At 61.5% G+C, this 21,751-nt stretch carries 22 protein-coding genes; 13 read left to right on the forward strand and 9 right to left on the reverse strand.

All coding sequences use genetic code 11. The features are described from left to right. A partial coding sequence (locus DFO48_RS25740) for a hypothetical protein (RefSeq protein WP_114864820.1) occupies positions 1-297 on the forward strand: 297 nt, incomplete at its 5' end. Positions 298-327: 30 nt separating this feature from the next. Beyond that, the gene (locus DFO48_RS22480; protein ID WP_114864821.1) at positions 328-660 is read left to right on the forward strand and encodes a hypothetical protein; all 333 of its coding nucleotides are present in this window, start codon (positions 328-330) and stop codon (positions 658-660) included. A gap of 887 nt (positions 661-1,547) precedes the next feature. Here DFO48_RS22480 and DFO48_RS22485 read toward each other — a convergent pair. Beyond that, complete coding sequence (locus DFO48_RS22485) at positions 1,548-1,766, reverse strand: hypothetical protein (RefSeq protein ID WP_003078700.1); 219 nt, start codon at positions 1,764-1,766, stop codon at positions 1,548-1,550. 199 nt (positions 1,767-1,965) lie between these two features. On the opposite strand from DFO48_RS22485, the gene DFO48_RS22490 reads away from it, so the two are divergent. Then, entirely contained in the window at positions 1,966-2,355 is a 390-nt protein-coding gene (locus tag DFO48_RS22490; protein WP_003078698.1) for a CidA/LrgA family protein, read from the forward strand. Then, positions 2,352-3,092, forward strand: a complete 741-nt coding sequence (locus DFO48_RS22495; protein ID WP_003078696.1) for an LrgB family protein — start codon at positions 2,352-2,354, stop codon at positions 3,090-3,092. The genes DFO48_RS22490 and DFO48_RS22495 overlap by 4 nt, the downstream gene beginning before the upstream one ends. Before the next feature lie 39 nt (positions 3,093-3,131). Here DFO48_RS22495 and DFO48_RS22500 read toward each other — a convergent pair whose 3' ends face one another. Beyond that, the gene (locus DFO48_RS22500; RefSeq protein ID WP_042438488.1) at positions 3,132-4,082 is read right to left on the reverse strand and encodes a DMT family transporter; all 951 of its coding nucleotides are present in this window, start codon (positions 4,080-4,082) and stop codon (positions 3,132-3,134) included. A gap of 87 nt (positions 4,083-4,169) precedes the next feature. On the opposite strand from DFO48_RS22500, the gene DFO48_RS22505 reads away from it, so the two are divergent. After that, positions 4,170-5,114, forward strand: coding sequence for a LysR family transcriptional regulator (locus tag DFO48_RS22505; RefSeq protein ID WP_114864822.1), 945 nt, complete (start codon positions 4,170-4,172; stop codon positions 5,112-5,114). A 131-nt stretch (positions 5,115-5,245) separates the two neighbouring features. On the opposite strand, the gene DFO48_RS22510 is transcribed toward DFO48_RS22505, so the two are convergent. Then, positions 5,246-5,716, reverse strand: coding sequence for a hypothetical protein (locus tag DFO48_RS22510; RefSeq protein WP_114864823.1), 471 nt, complete (start codon positions 5,714-5,716; stop codon positions 5,246-5,248). Positions 5,717-6,095: 379 nt separating this feature from the next. Beyond that, positions 6,096-6,767 carry a thiaminase II gene (gene tenA / locus DFO48_RS22515; RefSeq protein WP_003078687.1) on the reverse strand — a complete coding sequence of 224 codons (672 nt, stop codon included), beginning with the start codon at positions 6,765-6,767 and terminating at the stop codon, positions 6,096-6,098. Positions 6,768-7,081: 314 nt separating this feature from the next. Between tenA and DFO48_RS22520 the strand changes: the two genes are divergently transcribed. Beyond that, positions 7,082-8,257, forward strand: a complete 1,176-nt coding sequence (locus DFO48_RS22520) for an aromatic ring-hydroxylating dioxygenase subunit alpha (protein WP_114864824.1) — start codon at positions 7,082-7,084, stop codon at positions 8,255-8,257. Between the two features lie 356 nt (positions 8,258-8,613). Further along, positions 8,614-9,240, forward strand: coding sequence for a TetR/AcrR family transcriptional regulator (locus tag DFO48_RS22525; protein ID WP_158545686.1), 627 nt, complete (start codon positions 8,614-8,616; stop codon positions 9,238-9,240). 14 nt (positions 9,241-9,254) lie between these two features. Here the strand turns inward: DFO48_RS22525 and DFO48_RS22530 are convergent, their stop codons facing one another. Then, positions 9,255-10,211, reverse strand: a complete 957-nt coding sequence (locus DFO48_RS22530) for a LysR family transcriptional regulator (RefSeq protein ID WP_003078682.1) — start codon at positions 10,209-10,211, stop codon at positions 9,255-9,257. Positions 10,212-10,408: 197 nt separating this feature from the next. Between DFO48_RS22530 and DFO48_RS22535 the strand changes: the two genes are divergently transcribed. The 3 genes from DFO48_RS22535 to DFO48_RS22545 all read left to right on the forward strand — a co-directional run bounded on the left by DFO48_RS22535 (position 10,409) and on the right by DFO48_RS22545 (position 14,222). Continuing rightward, on the forward strand, positions 10,409-11,602 hold the full coding sequence (locus DFO48_RS22535) for an acyl-CoA dehydrogenase (protein WP_003078680.1): 1,194 nt from the start codon (positions 10,409-10,411) through the stop codon (positions 11,600-11,602). 288 nt (positions 11,603-11,890) lie between these two features. Further along, positions 11,891-13,141: a CaiB/BaiF CoA-transferase family protein gene (locus DFO48_RS22540; protein WP_114864826.1), complete on the forward strand. Its 1,251-nt coding sequence runs from the start codon at positions 11,891-11,893 to the stop codon at positions 13,139-13,141. Between the two features lie 112 nt (positions 13,142-13,253). After that, entirely contained in the window at positions 13,254-14,222 is a 969-nt protein-coding gene (locus DFO48_RS22545) for a tripartite tricarboxylate transporter substrate binding protein BugE (protein ID WP_003078675.1), read from the forward strand. Between the two features lie 107 nt (positions 14,223-14,329). Here DFO48_RS22545 and DFO48_RS22550 read toward each other — a convergent pair whose 3' ends face one another. Both DFO48_RS22550 and DFO48_RS22555 read right to left on the reverse strand, forming a co-directional pair. Then, positions 14,330-15,379 (reverse strand): porin, encoded by a 1,050-nt coding sequence (locus DFO48_RS22550; protein ID WP_114864827.1) that lies wholly within the window; start codon positions 15,377-15,379, stop codon positions 14,330-14,332. Positions 15,380-15,734: 355 nt separating this feature from the next. Further along, positions 15,735-16,649 carry a LysR family transcriptional regulator gene (locus DFO48_RS22555; RefSeq protein WP_114864828.1) on the reverse strand — a complete coding sequence of 305 codons (915 nt, stop codon included), beginning with the start codon at positions 16,647-16,649 and terminating at the stop codon, positions 15,735-15,737. Between the two features lie 119 nt (positions 16,650-16,768). Here DFO48_RS22555 and DFO48_RS22560 point away from each other — a divergent pair, with 119 nt between their 5' ends. Together DFO48_RS22560 and DFO48_RS22565 are read left to right on the forward strand one after the other, a co-directional pair. After that, positions 16,769-18,103, forward strand: coding sequence for a nucleobase:cation symporter-2 family protein (locus tag DFO48_RS22560; RefSeq protein WP_114864829.1), 1,335 nt, complete (start codon positions 16,769-16,771; stop codon positions 18,101-18,103). 43 nt (positions 18,104-18,146) lie between these two features. Next, positions 18,147-18,653 (forward strand): nucleoside deaminase, encoded by a 507-nt coding sequence (locus DFO48_RS22565; protein ID WP_114864830.1) that lies wholly within the window; start codon positions 18,147-18,149, stop codon positions 18,651-18,653. A gap of 11 nt (positions 18,654-18,664) precedes the next feature. On the opposite strand, the gene DFO48_RS22570 is transcribed toward DFO48_RS22565, so the two are convergent. Together DFO48_RS22570 and DFO48_RS22575 are read right to left on the reverse strand one after the other, a co-directional pair. Continuing rightward, entirely contained in the window at positions 18,665-19,888 is a 1,224-nt protein-coding gene (locus DFO48_RS22570; RefSeq protein WP_114864831.1) for a sugar transporter, read from the reverse strand. 129 nt (positions 19,889-20,017) lie between these two features. Continuing rightward, the gene (locus tag DFO48_RS22575; RefSeq protein ID WP_003078670.1) at positions 20,018-20,677 is read right to left on the reverse strand and encodes an NAD(P)-dependent oxidoreductase; all 660 of its coding nucleotides are present in this window, start codon (positions 20,675-20,677) and stop codon (positions 20,018-20,020) included. A gap of 108 nt (positions 20,678-20,785) precedes the next feature. On the opposite strand from DFO48_RS22575, the gene DFO48_RS22580 reads away from it, so the two are divergent. After that, positions 20,786-21,697, forward strand: coding sequence for a LysR family transcriptional regulator (locus DFO48_RS22580; RefSeq protein ID WP_114864832.1), 912 nt, complete (start codon positions 20,786-20,788; stop codon positions 21,695-21,697). The last annotated feature ends 54 nt before the right edge of the window (positions 21,698-21,751 follow it).

The following is a 21,751-nucleotide window of genomic DNA, read 5'->3' on the forward strand; positions in this document are numbered from 1 at the left end:
CTGAAAATGAGCCGCGAGCTCTGGAACAAGGGCATGAAGGCAGCCTCGCTGGCTATGGACTGCATGGATCCTGCCGCTCGCGTGGCACTGGAGATTACGGGTTCTAAATGCCCGCAATCCATGACCGCTGATGAGCGCCGCAACAACTACGGGCCGGATGCTTCGGCACAAGGTAGCCCAACTCCTGCTGCGTCCCCCTCAGAGGCTCAGTCGAGTTTGGCACCTGAAGTCATTCGCTCCTCGCTTGTAACATCTGTGATGGAAGATCCACGTACAGCACAGCTGTACGACAATTAGTGGGCGTGATTCCTAATCTAGGAGGCCGCTATGGGCAAGACTCTAGCTCTTTTAGCGATTGCACTATGCTGCGCTTCGTCTTTGGCTGCACCCGACTCCAGGGCCATCAATGAACCGTTGAGCATTCAGCGCCAGATCTTCGGAAGCGGCGAGCAAGGTGCAGCAGGCTCGCAGCAAGCAGAGCCGGTTGCTGACTATGGCGTCTGGCATGTGCCGCAGTACCTGCCTGGCTATCCGACTGCTGCAACGATATGGCCCCGCGCTATCCCTGTGAAATGCAAGGGCGGGCAGTGCGAAGGCTATGTGATTACCCCGCAGATGGGGCCAGGTGAGTACTTGTTTTTCGTGCCTACCAGCGAATAGGCTAATCAAAGGCATAACAGGAGGGCAGCACTTCATTGGTGTTGGCCGCAACTCACCTAACAAGGGCGGGCTTCAACCCGCCCTTGTTGATTTTTGCTCTGCAAATATGCAGTCACTCAGCACTGATAGCGACACCAAGAAGAGTCTGTGCTGACAAAGTGACTCAGCGTCCCCCCATGTCGACATCGTGGGCGCAACGCGTTTTCCCCCAAAGGAAAGCCGCGACATTTTTTTGCGCCTGAATATCGAATACAATCCGCATCCCTCTAGGGCGAGAGCTGGGAAGTGAAATTCCCAAATCAGGGCGTTCCGGTCCGATCCGGCACTACATACCCAAGCCGAGAAGGCAGCTTCGCTCCATCCAGCCTTCCGTTCTCCACGCGAAAAGCCGGCACATCAATTACGCCACAGCCGCATGCCTTTCCCTTGCAGGGATAAGGCAGGATCTCTCTTGCTCGCTCATCTTTTCGACGTTGCACAGTCGCTGTGCATAACTTTGCACAATCTGGTGCAGACCTATATCTTGCAATGCCATGCCTGGCACCGACAGCATCGCCCCATCTGGCAAGCATCCATTCGCTTCAATCCTTTAGCACATAGCAGGCCACCAGGGTTATTTCTCTCTGAAAAATGCCTTTTGAGCATCACTGTGCTTGTACTGTCAACGAGATCATTAGCTGTCAATCCGAGCAACCCAGGCTTGAGTCAAGCCACAAAAAAAGCGCTGTCCATGACAGCGCTTTTTTCCACAGTTCATGTGGACATGATTGTGGATATCCAGTGAAATCCTGGTGATAACAGCACGCAAGCCCTTGTACTTGCGGGTTGAAAGGTAGGATGCCTCCAAATCAGGCAATTGCAATCAAAGGGTTAACCCTTGATGATTTTCAGAGCTGACGACGGATCACCATACGCCCCGACTCGGTGATATGCCAGTGCTTTTCTGCGTCCTGCTCCACCAGCCCCCGCTCCAGCAGGCGCCTGGAGAGATACTCCTTGGCAGCAGACCACAGGGAGACATCCTCGCCCAGCTCCAGCTTCTTGAGCGTTTCCAATTCATCGACCGTAGGTTCATACACAGGTGCGCGATAGACTGCGGTTTGCATGGTGACTTCTCCTAAGCTCGTGCGATAACTGGCCGCTTCGGCTCCGAAGCGCCTGAGAGCCAAGATAAACCTGTCATCAACGACACGCAATAGTTACCTGCCTGCTTTACCTTTATTCACCCGAGCTATACCCCACCCTCACAGAGTTGACAGCCTAGCCACAGACTGCCAACTCATTATTCAGGAGCTGACCGCCTTTATGCTGTATGCGCTTGCTGTACTTTTCGCCTTCCAGCTACTGGGTGAGTTCCTGGCCCGCTTTACGGGCCTGCCCCTACCCGGCGCGCTGATCGGCACCCTGCTTTTGCTGCTGGGTCTGCTGTTTTACAAACGTCTACCCAAGACACTGGAAGACACGGCTCAGGTGCTGTTGCAGAACATGATGCTGCTTTTCATTCCCGTCATTGCTGGCGTGATGCTGGAATTCGACCACCTGCGCCGCGAATGGCTGCCGTTTGTGCTGGCCTGCATTGCCGGAGCTGCCATCACATTCACCGCAACCGCCCTCACCTTCCGCTTCTGCCTGCAGCGCCAGCGCACTCGACAGCCGAATAAGGCGTCCGCCGCCAAACAGGAACAGAACGTATGAGCACCTCACTGCTTGAGCGTCTGCACACCGCCTGGCTGAGCCTGGCCGAAGGCTCGCCCCTGCCCTGGCTGGTGCTGACCATGCTGGTCTATATGGCAGCCATGGCCATCTACCGAAAAAGCGGCAACCGCCCGCTGCTGATACCGGTGTTCACAGGCGTGGTCGTCATCGTCGCCATTCTGATGATCACGGGCACGCCTTATGCGACCTACCGCAGCGGCGTCTCCCTGCTGGGCCTGATGATAGGGCCGGCCACCGTGGCACTGGCCATCCCGCTGTACGCACAGCGCGAACGTATCAGCCAGTTGTGGCTGCCCATCAGCGTGGCACTGCTGGTGGGCTGTCTGGTCGCACTGCTTTCAGCCCTGGGCATTGCCTGGGCTTTCGGCGGCTCTCAAGCCACGCTGATCGCCGTGGCCCCCAAGTCGGCCACCATTCCCATCGCCCTGCCCATGGCCGAGCGTTTTGGCGGAACACCCTCGCTGGCCGCCGTGGCAGTAGCCATCACCGGCATCAGCGGCACCATGATGGCGCCGCTGCTGTGCCGCGTACTGCGTCTCAAGGACCCTGCGGTCGAAGGCTTTGCCATCGGGCTCACGGCCCATGCCATTGGCACGGCACGCGCCATTCAGCTCAACCCCACGGCCGGCGCGTTCTCCGCTCTGGCCATGGGCCTGAACGGCGTGGCCACGGCGGTGCTGATGCCGTTGGTGCTGGCCATTGCCCCCTGGATCTGAAACGCTAGCTGGCAGCGCTTGAAACATAAGCGCCTCCAGCTAATTTGCTTTGGTTTTTCGCTCACTGCGCCGGTAGGCAGCCAGCGCCCCCAGAATCAGAGCCATCCCCAGCCATTGCACCGGCTGCGGCCTGGCACCAAACCAGAGCAAATCCACCAGCAAAGCCATGACGGGGTAAATAAAGGACAGGCCGGCGATGGCCTGCGCCTGAAGCCTTTGAAATGCCGTGTACATCAGCGTGTACATCCAGGCCGTATGCACCAGGCCCAGCACCAGCACCGCAACCCAGACCTTGGGACTGAAAAGTGCCTGGGTGCGCAGCTCCCACACCCAGGGCAGCAAGCTCAGCGCACCCACCAGCATCTGCAGCATCGCGATCTGCGCCGGCGCAAGCCGCCTGAGCCGCTGGGTGGCCAAAGTGGCCATGGCATAAAGACCGGCTGCCAACAGTGCCAGCACAATGCCCAAGGATTGCCCTTGCGACGTCTGCTGGTCAGTCAACCCGACCAGGCCGCTGCTCAAGCCCACGCCAACCAGCGCCAATACCAGCCAGGGCAGCCGATTGAGCGGCAGAGGCTCGCCCTGCAGCAGAGCTGCCAGCAGCAACAGCAAGAAGGGCTGCACGTGATAGACCACCGTGGCAACGGCAATGCCGCTGTATTCATAGGCACGAAACAGGCACAGCCAATTGACGATGAGCGCCACCGCCCCCAGCAGCAGCCAGCCGCTCTCGCGCCAGCTCGGCCTGGACCACTGGCCCGACCAAAGCACCCAGGCAGCCAGCCCGAGACCGCCGAGCAGACAACGCAACCACACCACCCACAGCACGGGCAGGCCGCTCTCCAACACCAGCAGGCCGATGGTTCCGGAAAGCGCCATGGCCAGCACCATGCGCCAGTTGCCGCCAGCTGCTGCATTGGACGGCGAGGTGGAGGGCACAACCGACTTGGCAGCCAGGGCTTGCAAAGAAGAAGAGGTTTGAGAAGTCATGATGGCATCGTCCATCAATCACATTCACGCATCAATATAGCTTTATTCCACTTACTATTACCCATGGAGCAACAATCAAACTGAACCATGAGCACAGAGCCCGGCCTGCTTCCTGAAATGCTGGTTTTCGCCAAGGTGGTGGAGCAGCGCAGCTTTGCCGCCGCCGCGCGGCAACTGGATCTGACCACCTCGGCCGTCAGCCGCAGCGTGGGCCGGCTCGAAGCCCATTGGGGCGTGCAGCTGCTGCATCGCACGACCCGCTCGCTGTCCCTGACCGAGCTGGGAGCCGAGGTCTATGCTGCCTGCAGCCAGCTGGCACAGACCGCCAGCGATATCCACGCCATCGCCGGCCATTACAGCGGCGTGCCGCGCGGCACGGTGCGACTGACGGCGCCGACCATCTTTGGTGAAATCTGGCTCAGCGCACAGCTGCCCGCCCTGCGCCGCCAATGGCCCGAGCTCGAGGTCGCCGTCAGCCTCAGCGACCAGATGCAGGACCTGGCTCAGCAAGGCCTGGATCTGGCCATTCGCCTGACCCGGCCCGAACAGCTGCCGCCGCATATGGTGGCGCGCGAGCTGCGCCAGGTGCGCTACATCGCCGTGGCCTCGCCGGCCTACCTCAAGGGCCTGATCAAGCCGCCCAAGCACCCGCAGGAGCTGGGCCGCGAGCATGGCGTGGCATGCATCACGCTGGGCTATGGCGACTTCCAGAATCGGCTGCAATGGGTGCAAGGCCAAGATCGCCGCCCGGTGCCGGTCGTGACCGAGGTCGCCGTTCACTCTCCTTTGTCCATGGACAGCAGCACCGGAATCATCAATCTGGCGCTGCAGCACCAGGGCATAGGCCTGGTGGCAGACTTTGCCGCCCAGACCGTGCTGCACAGTGGTGCGCTGGTACAGGTCCTGCCAGACTGGCAACTGACGGGCAATTACGCTCCACGCACCGCTTATGCGCTGTATATGCCGTCACGCCATTTACCACTCAAGGTGCGGGCGCTGATCGATCACTTGGTCGAGGCAGGCAAGCATTAAGAGCCGCCAGCACAAGCCCGATGCGTCGTTGCTTCACCTTGTCGTAGCTCTGTACTATTTGCGGCTTCGCGCCTCATCTCAACCACAACCCCAGGTTTGCCGGGTCGTGTTGGCTGCTCTAAACCCATGACTCAAACAGGCCCGGTCGCAGCGGCCTGATGGTCAGCCGCATCGACAGTCGCTGCGGCGGCTTGCGGCCAGAAAAGAGCACGCACGTCAGCGCAGACATAGGGCAGGATCAGCGCCATCCCGCTCAGCAAGGTGCCGACACTGGCGGCAGCGCTGCCCAGACCCGATTGCAAGACAGGGCCCGCAAAACAGGACAGCAGCAAGCCGGCTAGCGTTGAGCTGACAGCCAGACTCGGCGCCCAGCTCCTGAAGCGCAGTTGCCCGTAAAAAGACACCAGCATGGTCACAGTCACCACCGCCATGGCCAGCCATACTCCTGGCAGGTAGCGCTTGATAGCACCGAATTGCACCATGCTGTCATAGATCGACTTCAGACTCGCCGGGATCAGCGGGAAATAGGAATCCAGGCACAGGCCCGCCACAGGCATAGCCATGGAGGCAAGAACAATGGCCCGGTACGTCGATTTCTTCAACTCCCTCTCCCTCAATGCTTTTAGCGCGCATCGTATCGGGATATCCCCATTCGCCCGCTACAAGCTTGTGGACAATACCAACCACTCAACGGGATAAGAGCATCAAGTCATTGTTCTGTAAAAACTTTTTAATATGCGCTTATTTTTTAAGCAAATCACACCACGAGGCTCTTAAAGCCGACAAACTCCGCATTTCATAGCAGCTCGCGCCTACCCAAATTGGGCTGCAGTCCAGTTTTCCCCACTAAATCACTACAAGCTTGTGGACAAACCGGAGCAAGCACTTGAATAAGCGACTTAACTCCTTGTCACACTAGGGAAAACGGGGTGCTGATTATTTTTTAATCAGCACCCCGTTTATGCACCAGAACTCAGCGACTCAGCGCAGCGGCCCTTGCCAATCGGCCAGGCGATAGGCACTGTCCCAGAACTGCCATTCCAGCCGGGCCGCATCCTTGTAGGCGGCATGCATGGCAGTACGCGTGGTCTCGGTGGCTTCCTCGGCCAGGCGATCGACAGTGGCGCAGACGCCGCGCACCGCCGCATGAAACTCCTCGCTGGCATAGGTGTCCACCCAGGCCTGATACGGATTGTCCTTGGCCGAGCGCGCATGAATGTCGCGCCCCACCTCTGCATAAATCCAGAAGCAGGGAAGCAGCGCGGCCACAGCCACCGGGTAAGTGGCGCTCCAGGCCGTGGCCAGCAGATAGCTGGTGTAGTGATGGCAGGCAGGCGTCAGCGGCGCTGCTGCAAACTGCTCGGGCGTCACGCCGAAATCACGCATAAAGCCGCCATGCAGGGCGCGCTCCACCACCACGGCCTCATTGGCGGCATTGGCAAACTGCACCACGCCTTCGGCGTTATCGGATTTGGCCGCCGTCACGGCCAGCGCGCGGCCATAGGCGACGAGGTAGTGCGCATCCTGAATCATGTAGTGGCAAAAGCGCTCCCGGCTCAGCGTGCCGGCCGCCAGTTCCTGGTTGAAGGGCAGCTCCAAGGTACTTTGAAACAGCGCCTGGTTGGCATTCCACAGACTTTGGCTGAATGACATGATTCGACTCTCCACTGCAAAAATTCATAGCAGCCAGCGCTTTACTGGCTGGTCCAGAAGCTGTTTTTACCTGAAATAAGCCATTTGCTATTCATACCGCTGCAGCTTTGGGGTCAAAGCTGTATTGCCGCTGATGCGCGCCATTCGCCCGAACTTATCCGCTGATTCATACAAGCGCCAAACCAATAGACAAGCCTGAGGAGGCCACAGGCTCCAAAGGCCTCATTAGCCCCATTGACTGACTGATCAGTCAGTTCATAGACTTGCATCGAGGAATCACCAAAACATCACAGGTATTGGAAGGAGCCAGGGGAATGAATACCAATTTCGCAAACGAGCTTCACCGCCGCGCCACACATGCCATGCAAACCGGACTGGCCGACGCCGATACACAGGGCGGGCAGGTCGCAGTCTCCCAATACATCAGCGATGAGCAGACCACGCAGGAGCTGCGCCTGTTGCGCCAGTTTCCCCAGCCCGTGGCCGGTAGCTCATCCATTCCCACGCCCGGCGCCTGGCTGTCGCTGACTCCATTTGATGTTCCGCTTTTGTTGGTCAGGCAATCCGATGGAGCCGTCCACGCTTTCTTGAATGTCTGTCGCCACCGCGGCGCACGCGTTGTGGCTGAGGGCAGCGGCACCGAAGCACGAGCCTTCATCTGTCCCTACCACGCATGGACTTACCAGCCCGATGGCGACTTGCGAGGTGTTCCCGACTCCTTCGGCTTCCCCCGCCTGAAGAAAGAGAAGTCCGGTCTCAAAAGGCTGGCCGCCGTAGAGCGAGGCGGCATCATCTGGGTGGTGCTGGACCCCACATCACCCATCAGAGATATCGACACACACCTGGGCCCACTCATGGAGAACCTGGAGGCGCTGGACGGGCTCCACACCCCCGTGTCCTATGCGCAGCGCTCGCTCGAAGTCAACGCCAACTGGAAGCTGCTGACAGATGGCATCTTTGAAGCCTATCACTTCAAGGTTGCGCACCGCCAGACCATTGCCCACATGTTCATGAACAACCTGCAACTGGTGGACGAATTTGACTTGCACCGACGCTTGTACCTCATCAAGTCCCGCTTTCCAAAAGAGCAACCCGAGGCAAACGGCTTTGACCCGCGCAAGTATGGCAACCTGACTTATTACTTCTTTCCCAACACGATGATCCTGGTCCAGCCCGACCACGGGCAGCTCAGCTACCTGGAGCCGCTCAGCGCCTCTCGCACACGGATTCATGAGATCACGCTGCTTCCGTCCGAGCCCGCTACGGACAAGGCCGCTGCGTACTGGAACGCCAACGTGGACCTGTACCGCCGGACTCTGGCCGAAGACTACGCTCTCGCAGAGTCCATACAGGCCGGCCTGGCCTCGGGCGCCAATGACAGTCTCACATTTGCCTCCTTCGAGTACAGCGCGCCCCGCTTTCACACGCAGCTCCAACAGCAGCTGGAATCGCTCCAGCCCAGCCTAGCCCTCAGACCCACAAGCGTGTAAAAACCGCCACTAGCTGACCCCTGACCTCTACATTTGCCTCTGCGTTTACTGCTGCATCAGGTTGAGCCACGACCACCTGTTGTGCTTGAAGATTCGGACGCCCGCGTGCTGATCATCGACACGAAGTTTCTAGACCGTATCGGCGCTCGCAGCACTTCGTCAGGCAAATGGGGCACGTCAAACGCCCGAAACGCGTGGAATATCTGACAAGCCTACTGCGCACGGAATCAGGCAAGCTGCTCAAGCGCCAACTGCGCGCACCGAACTGGGCGGGACAAGAGCGGGCCATCAACTCAGCGAGCCACGGCACACGCGCCGCCCACCGGCCTGTGCCCTCCCATTTCTATAATCACTGGATGCCCTGCAAACCGCTCTCTCGTAAAGAACTGATTCTGGATCGTGCCGAACAGCATTTCGCCGACCACGGATTTCAGGGGGCATCACTATCGGCCATTGCGCGGGACTGCCAGATTGGCAACCCCGGCCTGCTACACCACTTTCCCAGCAAGGAGGTGCTGTATCGCACCGTGCTTGAGGCTCAGGCACACGAGTTGATGCAGCGCATGGACAAAGGCGTGCAGTCCGAGGATCTGCTGCAGCAGCGCCTGCAGGCCTTCATCTTGCTGCAGATCGAATGGATGCAGGCCCGCCCTGCGGGCTTCAAACTCATTACTCGCGAGCTGTTGGATAACTCCGAGCGCATTGAACAGGCTCATTCCCGGCCGCTAGAGATTTTTTTGCTTCAGAGTGTGGCCTTGATTGAGGAAGGTCAGGCCGCCGGATTGCTGCGTCAAGACATCGCTGCCGTTGCTTTGCTGACCATTATTCTGGGCAGCCTCAATTACGCACAGATTGTGCGCCCCACCTTCGGCAGAGCCTTTACCGAGCCGACCCTCAAGAGCAACAGCCACTGGATGCAGCGCATCGCTGCCGATGTACTACTACTCATCAGCAATTCAAGCTTCGCCCTGAAAAAGGCATAACGCAGCCAGTTCACTCACTCTGTTTTTCCACCACGAATTTCCTGTGCGCGGCCCTGCAGCCACTGGCTGAACACCCGCAGCGCCGGCGACGGTTGTGCATCGGCCGCCAGCGCAGGCGTGACCAGATAGTAGGCACGGTTGCCGCGCAGCGGCTGGGGGCAGGCAATGATGAGGTCGCCGCGCGCCAACTCCTGCTCGATCAGCATGGGCGGCACCAGGGCTACGCCCAGCCCCTGGCTGGCGGCCACGGCCAGCATGGAAAACAGCTCCAGCCGCATTCCGTCCAGGGCACGCGGCGCATCGACATGCATCGCGTCGAACCACTGGCGCCAGCCCTGGGGGCGCGTGCTTTGCTGCAGAAGCGGCAGGCGCGCAATCACCTCGGGGCCCACCGGCAGCCAGGCGCGGCCCAGGTCGCGCTGCTGGGCCGTGGCCAGCAGTTGCGGACTGCACACGGGAACCACCTCTTCGTCCATCAGCCACTGCGCCTGCACGCCGGGCCAGCGGGCCACCTGCTCGGGCGTTCCCGCATAAAGGGCCGCGTCAAACACGGTGTCGGCAAACAGAAACGGCCGGGTCTGCACATCGATGTGCACGGTGATGTCGGGGTGCTGCTGGGCCAGTTGCGGCAGGCGCGGCAGCAACCAGCGTGTGGCAAAGGTGGGGACGGCCGCCAGATTGATGGGGCCTCCCTCGCCCTGATGGCTCATCAGATCCAGCGTGTCACGCTCCAGCCCCTGCAGCCAGCGTCCGACCTGCTTGGCGTAATGCAGGCCCGCATCGGTGAGCAGCACGCCGTGGCGCGTGCGCTTGAACAGGGCCACGCCCACAAACTCCTCCAGCGCAATGATCTGGCGCGAGACGGCACTTTGCGTCAGCGACAACTCCTGTGCAGCCTTGGTGTAGCTGATATGGCGGGCGGCCGATTCAAAGCAGGCCAGAGCCTGAGTGGAGGGCAGAACTCTGCGCATCTCTCTTATTCCTTGCTCGCATACATAGGAAACAAACAAAAGGGAAAACCCTTGATAGTTAATTTATACATGCATTTTCCTCATCCATAGATGATTATTCATCGTTTGCCAGCCCCTGTTCTGCAAACCTAATATGTGTGCAAGCACTCAGGCGGAAATGCGCCTGCAACCCGACACCTTGCATTCAGGAGATGAACATGGCCAATGGCTACCAGTGGGACGACTGCTTCCAGCTCGACCAGCAACTGACCGAAGACGAGCGCATGATCCGCGACGCAGCGCGCGAGTACTGCCAGGACAAGCTCAAGCCTCGCGTGCAAGCCATGTTCCGCAACGAGTCCGTGGACATCAGCATCTTCCGCGAGATGGGCGAGCTGGGCCTGCTGGGCCCCACCATCCCCACGCAATACGGCGGCGCGGGCCTGAACTACGTGAGCTACGGTCTGGTGGCGCGCGAGATCGAGCGTGTGGATTCGGGCTATCGTTCCATGGCCTCCGTGCAATCGTCCCTGGTGATGGTGCCCATCAATGAGTTCGGCACCGAAGCGCAGAAGATGAAATACCTGCCCAAGCTGGCTTCGGGCGAGTTCATCGGCTGCTTCGGCCTGACCGAGCCCGACCACGGCTCCGACCCCGGCTCCATGGCCACGCGCGCCTACAAGGTCGACGGCGGCTATCGCCTCAAGGGCAACAAGATGTGGATCACCAACAGCCCTGTGGCCGACGTGTTCGTGGTCTGGGCCAAGGAAGTCTCCGAGGACGGCACTGTGGGCCAGATCCGCGGCTTTGTGCTGGAAAAGGGCATGAAGGGCCTGTCCGCCCCGGCCATCCACGGCAAGGTGGGCCTGCGCGCCTCCATCACCGGTGAAATCGTGATGGACGATGTGTTCTGCCCCGAAGAGAACGCCTTCCCCGAGGTGCGCGGCCTCAAGGGCCCATTCACCTGCCTGAACAGCGCCCGCTTCGGCATTGCCTGGGGCGCGCTGGGTGCAGCAGAAGACTGCTGGCACACCGCCCGCCAGTACACGCTGGACCGCAAGCAGTTCGGCCGCCCTCTGGCCGCCAACCAACTGATCCAGAAGAAGCTGGCCGATATGCAGACCGAAATCACCCTGGGCCTGCAAGCCGCGCTGCGCGTGGGCCGCATGAAGGACGAGCACCAGAACGTGATCGAGATCACCTCGCTGGTCAAGCGCAACAACTGCGGCAAGTCGCTGGACATCGCACGCATGGCGCGCGACATGCTGGGCGGCAACGGCATCTCCGACGAGTTCGGCGTGGCCCGCCATCTGGTGAACCTGGAAGTGGTCAACACCTACGAAGGCACCCATGACGTGCACGCGCTGATTCTGGGTCGTGCGCAGACTGGCATCGCGGCGTTTGCTAATTAACTCCCCCTGAGCGGCTACGCCTAGGCGGCCCCGCCGCTTCCCCCTCTCTCTACGCGCTTCGCGCTATGGGAGGGGGGACGGCAGCTTCGCCGCAAGGCGGCTCTTGCTTGCTGCCCTTACCTTGGGTCGATGGCAGAGATTCGAGCCTCTTTTTCGCTATCTATTTGTTAGCTTCTACCGCTTTATCTGTATGGGTTTTGGATAGTTTTTCTATCAAAATCCATACCAATAAAGCGCAAGCAGCTTCTGTTTTCATAGTCCTTCACTCGGTTTCTGGATTCTTCCTCAATGAACGCAAGCTCCACCACTCCCACCGGCGCACTGGCAGGCATCAAGGTGCTGGATCTGTCTCGCGTGCTGGCAGGCCCCTGGGCCACGCAGATGCTGGCCGATCTGGGCGCCGATGTGGTCAAGGTTGAGCGCCCGGTTGCTGGCGACGATACGCGCCACTGGGGCCCTCCGTTCCTCAGGGACGATGCGGGCAACGACACGCGCGAGGCCAGCTACTTCACGGCCTGCAACCGCAACAAGCGCTCCATTACCGTGGACATGGCACACCCCGAGGGCCGCGCCCTGCTGCTGCGCATGGCGCAGGAGGCCGATGTGGTGGTGGAGAACTTCAAGACCGGCGGTCTCAAGCAGTACGGACTGGACTATGCCAGCCTGAAGGCACTGAACCCGCGCCTGGTGTACTGCTCCATCACCGGCTTTGGCCAGGACGGTCCTTATGCAGAGCGCGCCGGTTACGACCTGATGGTGCAGGCCATGTGCGGCCTGATGAGCATCACCGGGCATGCCGATGGCGAGCCCGGCGGCGGCCCGCTGAAGGTGGGCGTGGCGGTGATCGACGTGTTCACCGGCCTGTATGCCAGCAACGCAATTCTCGCGGCCCTCAATGCGCGTCACACCACAGGCCAGGGCCAGTACATCGACATGGCGCTGCTGGATGTGGGCATGGCCGTGCTGGCCAATCAGGCCGCAGGTTTTCTGACAACCGCCCAGGCACCGGGCCGCGCCGGCAACACCCACCCCAGCCTCGCGCCGTATCAGGACTTTCCAACGCTGGACGGCAATGTGCTCTTGGCCATTGGCAACGACGGGCAGTTCGCCCGCTTCTGCGCCGCCATCGAATATGCCGAATGGGCACAGGACGAGCGCTTTGCCACCAACACCGCCCGCGTGCAAAACCGCAGCGCGCTGCTGGCGTTGATGAAGCCCGTGATGCTGACACGCAGCACGACAGACTGGATTGCGCTGCTGGAAGACAAGGCCGTGCCCTGTGGCCCCATCAACACCATTGCACAGGCATTTGAAGACCCACAGGTCAAGGCGCGCGGTATTCAGCAAAGCTTGCCGCGCAATGCAGGCGACGGCATTGGCCACATTGCCACTGTCTCCAATCCCATGCGCCTTTCGGCCACACCGGTTACCTACCGCCGCGCACCGCCCGCCCTGGGTCAGCACACCAATGAGGTGCTTCGCGAATTCGGACTTGATGACAACGCCATTGCTGCGTTGCATGAGCAAGGAGTGGTTTGAGGCCTTCATGGCCAAAGCAACCTCCTGACAACAAAAGAGGGCCCAAGCCCCGAAAACCGCAGGCAATTTCACCAGAGATGCACTGCCAATCACACTTTCCAAGGAGACATTGATGTTCAAGTTCACAGCCACCGTTCTGGCTGCCATGGCTTTTTGCGGCGCTGCACAGGCACAAGGCGCCTATCCCAACAAGCCCATCCGCCTGCTGGTTCCCTTTGCCGCCGGCGGCACGACCGACCTGATCGCCCGCGTCATTGCCGAGCCTCTGAGCCGTGAGCTGGGCCAGTCCGTTGTGGTGGAAAACAAGGGCGGCGGCGGCGGCACCATTGGCGCAGCCGAGACGGCACGCGCCAAGCCCGATGGCTACAACCTGGGCATTGCCACCGTGTCCACCACGGCCACCAACCCAGCCATCAACCCCAAGATCACCTACAACGTCGCCACCGATTTCACGCCCATCGTGAACATCGCTGCCACGCCCAACATCATTGCCGCCAACCCCAAATTTGCGGGCAAGGATTACAAGAGCTTCCTGACTGAGGTCAAGAGCAACCCCGGCAAGTACTCTTACGCATCGCCCGGTCAAGGCTCCATCACCCATCTGATGATGGAAATGTTCAAGCTGGAAACCAAGACCGACGTAGCCCACGTGCCTTACCGTGGATCGGGCCCTGCGCTGAACGACGCGGTTGCCGGCCAGGTGCCGCTGATTTTCGACAACCTGCCCTCCACCCTGCCCTTCGTCAAGGAAAAGCGCCTGACGGCCCTCGTCGTCGCCGCTCCCCAGCGTCTGGCTGCACTGCCTGATGTGCCCACCTTCAAGGAAATGGGGCTGCCCCAGGTCAACCGCATGGCGTACTACGGCATCGTTGGCCCCAAGAACCTGCCTAAGGAAGTGGTGGACAAGATCAACGCCGCCGTGCGCAAGGCGGTGCAAGATCCAGCGGTGAAAAAGCGCATCGAGGAAAGCGGCTCCATCATCATGGCCGACACCCCTGAAGCCTTTGCCAAGCAGATGGCCGAAGAGCTGGCCGTCTACAAGAACGTGGTGCAAAAGCAGAACCTGAAGATGGAAGACTAAGCGTCTTCATGCCAAAAAAGTCCTCGCAGGTGTGAATGCCTGCGAGGACTTTTTTCTTTGTACTGCTCATGCACAAGCAAGGTGCTGGTGCATGAAACTGGTGCAGCTTAGAAACGATGGCGGATACCCACCACCGCGCTGGTGCCGGATTTGTTGGGAATGTCCATGCTCACGCGGTCATACATGGCCACGGCGTAGACATCGGTGCGCTTGGACAGGAAATGGTCGTAGCCCAGGCTGACGGTGGTGCGTGTGCCGCTGACGTTGCCCACTTCCGACTTGGTGCGTGCAGCCGCAGCCTTGATCGTGCCTGCCGTGCCGCTGACGGGTACATCCAGACCCAGCGAGTAGGTGGTGTTCTCGCGATCCTGGGCGTTGATCTTGGCCTGGCCGTAAGTGGCATAGAGCTTGGCCACGCTGAAGTCATAGCTGCCGCCCACCATCCAGTTGCTCTTGGTCGGCATCACCGCCAGAGAGACCGGGTTGTTGATCTGCGCACGCTCGTAGAACGCGGTCAGGCTCAGCGGGCCGCCGAAGTACATCAGGTTCAGGCCCACATTCTTCTTGCCCTTGTTGCCGCTGCTGGTCTGCTCGCCGAACTGGTAATGCACATTGGCCTTGAGACCACCAAAGCTGGGCGTGGTGTACAGAACCTGATTGCTCCAACCCGTGTTGGAGGCCGTGGTCAGGCTGTCAGTACCCCAGGCCGCAGTCGTCATATTGGCATGCAGCACCAGTGGCGAGACCGTGAAGGAGTCGCCAAACGGGTTGGTCAGCACCGTGGGCAGGAAGTTCGGTGCCAGGCCACGACCCAGGCTCACACGACCAAAGCTGCCGGCCAGACCCACATTGGCATCACGCGAGAAAAAGGGGTCGGCATCGAAACGGCCAGGGGTACCTGTATCGGCACGGAAAAAGCTCGTGATATTGAAGTCGGCCTTGAGACCGCCGCCCAGATCTTCCACGCCCTTCACACCCCACCAGGAAGTGGTCAGTCCGCCGGAGCCGACCGAGGCCACGCGCTCCTGCCCTGCCATCTTCATGGAGCCCACGTAGGTATCGACGGTACCAGTGAGCTGCACCGAGCTTTGGGCCTGAGCCGACAGACTGGCTGCTGCCAAGGCAATAGTGGTAAAGGTTGCGGTAAACGCTTTCATGGGTGGTTTCCTCTCTAAAAAGTTTGAGACAAACCACCCATGCAAGAGTCAGGCCAGTTTTGTATACAAAACCAGAACTTCAAACACGGATCCCAAACGCGCTTGACCACCTTGCACCACAGCAGCCCGGCGCCCCCAGGCCGCCCCCGAGCCGGCCATGCCCACAGGCCCCGCAAACAGCGCCACCATAGCTGCCATTGCAGGCCGCGCTGCGCCCGAATGTTTGCGGCGGAAAGCGCTCGTGCACCAAGGCTCCGCAGGCCTAATCTTCATGGGCTGTCTGCTCTGCCGAAAATCGGGCAGCGCCAAGGCTGCCACCGTTTCTGCAGCGCGACCAGGCCCTGCAGCGGCCCGCCTAGAAGGTGGTCGGATGGCCGGCGCTGTCGCGCTCCGTGATGCGGCTGCGCGCGAGCTCGTCGCGCAGCCAGCGCGCCGCCTGGCCCAGCGGCGCCGATTTGTTCCAGAGCAAATCCACCCCCACCAGCCAGTCGGTATGCGGATAGGCCTCGAGGCGCAACTCCACCAGTTCCCCGCGCTCGATCTCGGCCAGCACCAGGCGGCGCGGCAGCGTGGCCCAGCCCAGACCGGCGCGTGTCATCTCCAGCAGGGCCAGATAGCTCTCGGCGCGCCAGCAGCGCGGGCTGCGCAGATATTCGGTGCTGGGCAGTCCTTCGCTGTGGACGCTGAAGGCCAAGCGCCGGTGGCGGTGCAGCTCGGCAAAGCTCACGCTGCCCTGGCACGCCAGCGGATGGCTGCTGGCCGCCACATGCGACATCACCAGCTTGCCCATCTGTACAAAGCCCAGCTCGCGCGGGTAATTGGGCTGCGAGAAAGCCAGGCCGAGCTGCGCCTGCCCCTGGCGCACCAGCGCGCTCACATCGCCGTCCAGCGGATGGCGGATCTCCACATCGACAAAGGCAAAGGCCTGGGCAAATGCGCTCAGCGGCTGCGTGATCGCGTCGTAGGGTATTTCTATGGCCAGCGTGAGTGAAGGCTCCACGCCCTGGTTCAGGCTGTGGGCGTGATGCTCCAGGTCCAGGCAGCGGTCCAGCACCTCCGACACCTCGCGCAACAGGCCCCGGCCGGCATCGGTCAGCGTGGGAATCTTGGTGCTGCGGTCGAACAGCTCCATGCCCAGGTCCGCCTCCAGGTTGGCAATGGCGGAGCTGACCGTCGATTGCGGCCGCCTCAGTTGGCGCGCCGCTGCGCTGAACGAGCCCGCAGAGACCACGGTGGAGAAGATTTCGAGCTGATCCAGGGTGTAGCGCATGCATCGCATTTTCCATCGGATTTTACGATGGATACAAACTTGTTTCAATCGATTTACCGATTGATTATCGATACACCATTCCCGCATAGAGGAATGGGCCCAGCCAGGAGACACCATCCATGAAGCCATCTTCCGCCGTCCATCCGGTCGATCAGATCCTGCCGCTGCAGCAAATGGCCAGCTATGGCCTGCAGCATGTACTGGTGCTCTACGCGGGTGCCGTCGCCGTCCCCCTGATTCTGGGAGGCGCCCTGGGGCTGACGCCCGAGCAGGTGGTGATCCTCATCAATGCCAACCTGCTGACCTCAGGCGTGGCCACACTGATCCAGACCCTGGGTTTCTGGAAGTTCGGCGCGCGCCTGCCGCTGGTGCAAGCCTGCTCCTTCATCGCGCTGGCGCCCATGATAATGATCGGCAAGGAATACGGCCTGGCCCACGTGTTCGGCGCCGTTATCGCGGGCGGCGCCATCACCGTGCTGCTGGCCCCGATGACCAGCCGGCTGCTGCGCTTCTTCCCGCCCGTGGTCATCGGCAGTCTGATCACCATCATCGGCATCTCGCTGATGCCCGCCGCCGCCATCTGGCTGGGCGGCGGAAATCCCGATGCGGCCGACTTCGGCAGAGCAGCCAATCTGCTGCTGGGCCTGGCCACCATTGTCACTACGCTGTTCATCTATGCGCGCTTTCGCGGCTTTGTCGGCAACCTGGCCGTGCTACTGGGCCTGGTCGCGGGCACGGCCATCGCTGCAGCCTGCGGGCTCACCGACTTCGCCCAGGTGGGCAAGGCGGCCTGGTTCGAGCTCAGCCCGCCGTTCGCCTTCGGCATGCCGCAGTTCGGACTGGTGCCCGCGCTGATCATGGCGCTGGCCATGCTGGTCATCATGGCCGAGACCACAGGCAACTGCCTGGCCATAGGCCAGATCGTGGGCCGCCCCACCAGCCAGCAGACCCTGGGCAATGCCTTCCGCGCCGACGGCCTGGCCACCATGATCGGTGGCGTGTTCAACAGCTTTCCGTACAACGCCTTCACGCAGAACACGGGCCTGATCGCACTGTCCGGCGTCAAGAGCCGCTATGTGGTGGCCAGCGCGGGCGCCATCATGATTCTGATGGGACTGTTTCCCAAGCTCGGCGCGCTGATCGCCTCGGTGCCGCCCCCAGTGCTGGGCGGCTGCGCCATCGTGATGTTCGGCATGACCACTGTGGCCGGCATCCAGGAGCTGTCGCGCGTACGCTTCGAAGGCACGCGCAATGCGCTGGTCGTGGCCGTCTCGGTCAGCGTGGGCGTGCTGCCCATGTCCTTTCCCGCGCTGTTCGCCCAGGCCGATGGGCCGCTGAAGCTGGTGCTGGAAAGCGGCATCTTCCTGGGCGCCATCTCGGCCGTGCTGCTCAACCTCATCCTCAACCGCGGCGCGCAGGCGCAGGAGGCGGAACCATCCGCCGCCGTGCACTGAGCTGCATGCACATTTCTTGATCCATCCCTACCGGAGCCCCTAGATGCAAAACAATGAGACCGTTCTGACCAACCCGCGCGACCTGGAGCTGCTGCGCGCCGCCATTGCCCTGTCCGAAGAGTCCAAGCAGCGCGGACGTCATCCGTTTGCGGCCCTGGTGGCCAACGAGCACGGCGAGATCGTGGCCCAGGCCGGCAACAACTCCATGCCGCCCGAAGGCGACCCCACGCAGCACGCCGAGCTGGCCGCCGCCGCTCTGGCCGCGCGCAGGCTGACGCCCGAGGAACTCGCCAGATGCACGCTCTACACCAGCGCCGAGCCCTGCTGCATGTGCTCGGGCGCCGTGTACTGGACGGGAATAGGCCGCGTGGTCTATGCGCTGTCCGAGCACTCGCTGCTGGCTCTGACCGGCGACCACCCCGAAAACCCCACCTTCTCCCTGCCCTGCCGCGAGGTGTTTGCACGCGGACAGCGCCGGGTGGAAGTGCTGGGCCCCATGCTGGAAGACGAGGCTGCAGCGCCCCACCACGGGTTCTGGACCCAGGACTGAGCGCCTGGGCCTCAGCCGCCCTGTCTGGCCGACGAGATGCGGAAGCTGTCGGCCAGCTTCAGCATCATGAACAACCAGAGCGCAGCGCCCATGGCGATCAGCAGGCCCCCCACCAGGCCGATATGCGTCATGCCCCATTGCTGGCTGACGATGCTGCCCAGCAGTGCGCCGCCGCCGATGCCGATATTGAAGATGCCCGAGAACATGGACATGGCCACATCGGTGGCATCGGGCGCCAGATTAAGCACCTTGGACTGCATGGACAGCGCAAAGCAGATCATGGCGATGCCCCAGACCGAGCTTTGCAGATACAGGCTCCAGACATGTGTGCTGCTCATGACCAGCAGCAACAGGCTCAGCGCCAGCACGCCGATGGACGCCAGCAGAAAGCCACGCGGAAAGCGCAGACCGAACCAGCCGAACAGCACGCTGCCCACAATGCCCATGCCGCCATACAGCAGCAGCACAGCCGTGGTCACATCGCCGGCGTGGCCTGCAATGTCCTGCACAAAGGGCTCGATATAGCTATAGGCCGTGAACTGGCCGGTAATCACCAGCACCAGCAGCACATAGATGCCGACCAGGGCCGGGCGCCTGAACAGCATGGGCACACTGGACAGGGAGCCGGCGTTCTCGCTGGGCAGCAAAGGCAACAACTTGCCCAGCACCAGCATCACCGCTGCAGCCACCGCGCCAATGGCCAGAAACGTCATGCGCCAGCCCAGCCATTCGCCCACGATGCGACCCAGCGGAATGCCCAGCACCATGGCCACGGAAGTGCCCGTGGCCAGCAGGCTCAATGCCATGGCCTTCCTGCCCGGAGGTGCCACCCGGACGGCCAGCGAGGCCGTGATGGACCAGAACACCGCATGCGACAGCGCAATGCCGATACGGCTGATGACCAGGGACGCATAGCTCCAGGCCACACCCGAGAGCAGATGGCTGAGCACGAACACCGCGAACACGCCCATCAGCAGCTTGCGCCGCTCCACCTTGCGCGTGAGCAGCATGAAGGGCAACGAGGCCAGCGCCACCACCCAGGCATAGATGGTGAGCATCAACCCCACCTGCTCGACCTGCATGTCAAAGCTGGCGCCAATGCTGCTGAGCAGACCGACCGGCACGAACTCGCTGGTATTGAAAACAAAAGCCCCCAGCGCCAGCGCAATCACGCTGAGCCAGGCCTGGGTGGGAGATCGGGTCGATTCGATAGGGGCAGTCAAGGTTTCTGTCATGCAATAAAGGCGTGCCGGCTTCCAGGGCCGCAAAACCCGAAATTGTGCGCTTGCAGCATGACATCAGACAGACAGCCCGGCCTTGCCCCATCAATCAATGGGGTCGGACCGAGCAACGAGAGGGCCTGATCAATACGCGACGGTGAAGCGGGCCTTGAGGTGTTCGTTCCTGTCCAGGGCATCGATCAACGCTACGGCCAGGTCCTGCACTGAAATATCGCCGGGCTGACCGTCGGCCTGCACCAAAGGTTCATCCTTGCCCGTACGGTACTGACCGGTACGGCCCCTGGATTGCGCATCGGAGCCGCCATGAAAGCCCACGGCCGGGCTCAGCATGGTCCAGTCCAGAGCAGCATCCTTTTGCAGCTCGGCAAACATGTCGCGCGCCGCCGAGGCGCCGGGCTTGATGAACGCAGGAAAGTCGGGGGAATCCACCAGTTGCTGGCCATTCACATACAGGCTGCCAGCTCCGCCCACGACGAGATAACGCTTGATGCCCGCAGCCTTGACGCCTTGCACGATGGCACGCGAGCCCTGCATGAAATCGTCATAGATATTGGGATTGCTCCAGCCTGCGTTATAGGCGCTGACCACCGCATCGCAGCCGGTCACAGCGCGCTGCACCTCGTCGGCGTTGAGCACGTCGGCCTTGACGAACTGCACATGCTCGCGTGGGGCAGCGGCCTCGGGTTTGCGTACCAGGGCCACGACCTCATGACCGCGACGCAGCAACTCATCCAGCAATCCGGCACCGACAAAACCCGTGGCGCCAATCAATGCGACTTTCATTGGGAAACTCCTTGCATCTTCAACAGGGCTAAAGATTAATCGGCATTAATTGCGAGAAAAACCCCTTTCAGCCACCATGACCTTGAAGCTGCACTTCAAAATAACCTCATGGAAGATTTCAGACGCATGGCCATTTTTGCCGCCGTGGTGGAGCGCGGCAGCATGAGCGCGGCAGCCCGCCAGCTCGACATGACGCCCTCGGCCGTCAGCCAGCATATCCGTCAGCTGGAGCAGGAGGCCGGCCTGACGCTACTGCACCGCTCCACGCGCCAGCTGACGCTGACCGATGCCGGCCAGCGCTTCTACATCCAGTGTGCAGCCATGTGCGAAGCGGCCAGCCGGGCCCGCGCCGAGCTGGCCGCCGAGCATCAGCGCCCCAGCGGCGAGCTGCGTCTGGCTGCCCCGGCAGGTTTCACCCAGCATGCTGCCCCGGCGCTGGGCCGGTGGCTGGCTATGCATCCTGAACTACGGCTGCGCCTGCTGATGGATGACGCTCCCATAGACCTGATCCAGGCGCGCGTGGATCTGGCGCTGCGCTTCGGCAATTTGCAGGATTCCAGCTGGGTGGCCCGTCACCTGGGCCGCAGCGCCACCGTGCTCTGCGCCTCGCCGCATTGGATCACGGCCCACGGTAGCACGCCTCGACACCCTGGCGAGCTGGCACAGCTGCCCTGGCTGGAGATGAGCCGCAGCGACGACGCTCAGGCCGACTTCCTATGGCGTCAGCAGGGCACGGCGCAGGAATACCGGCTGCAGGTGCGGCCGCTCATGGTCAGCAACCACCGCAGCGCGGTGCAGCAGTTCTGCGAAGCGGGTCTGGGGCTTGCCCTGCTTTCTGCCCATGACGTGGCGGCAAGTCTGAAAGCGGGCAGCCTGGTGCGCCTGCTGCCTGACTGGGACATGGGCATGCTGGATATCTGGGCCGTCACCGCCAGTCGCGACAGCCTGCCCGCCAAGGTGCGCGAGGCCATCGAGGTGCTGCGCGAGTATTTCGCGCAGCTAGAGGGCATGCAGAACTAGCGCAATCCTTGCACATGCAAGGACCCCACCAGCAGCCATCCAGGCCCGCCGCCC

It is taken from the genome of Comamonas sp. AG1104, from assembly GCF_003350425.1.
Lineage (GTDB): Bacteria > Pseudomonadota > Gammaproteobacteria > Burkholderiales > Burkholderiaceae_C > Comamonas > Comamonas testosteroni.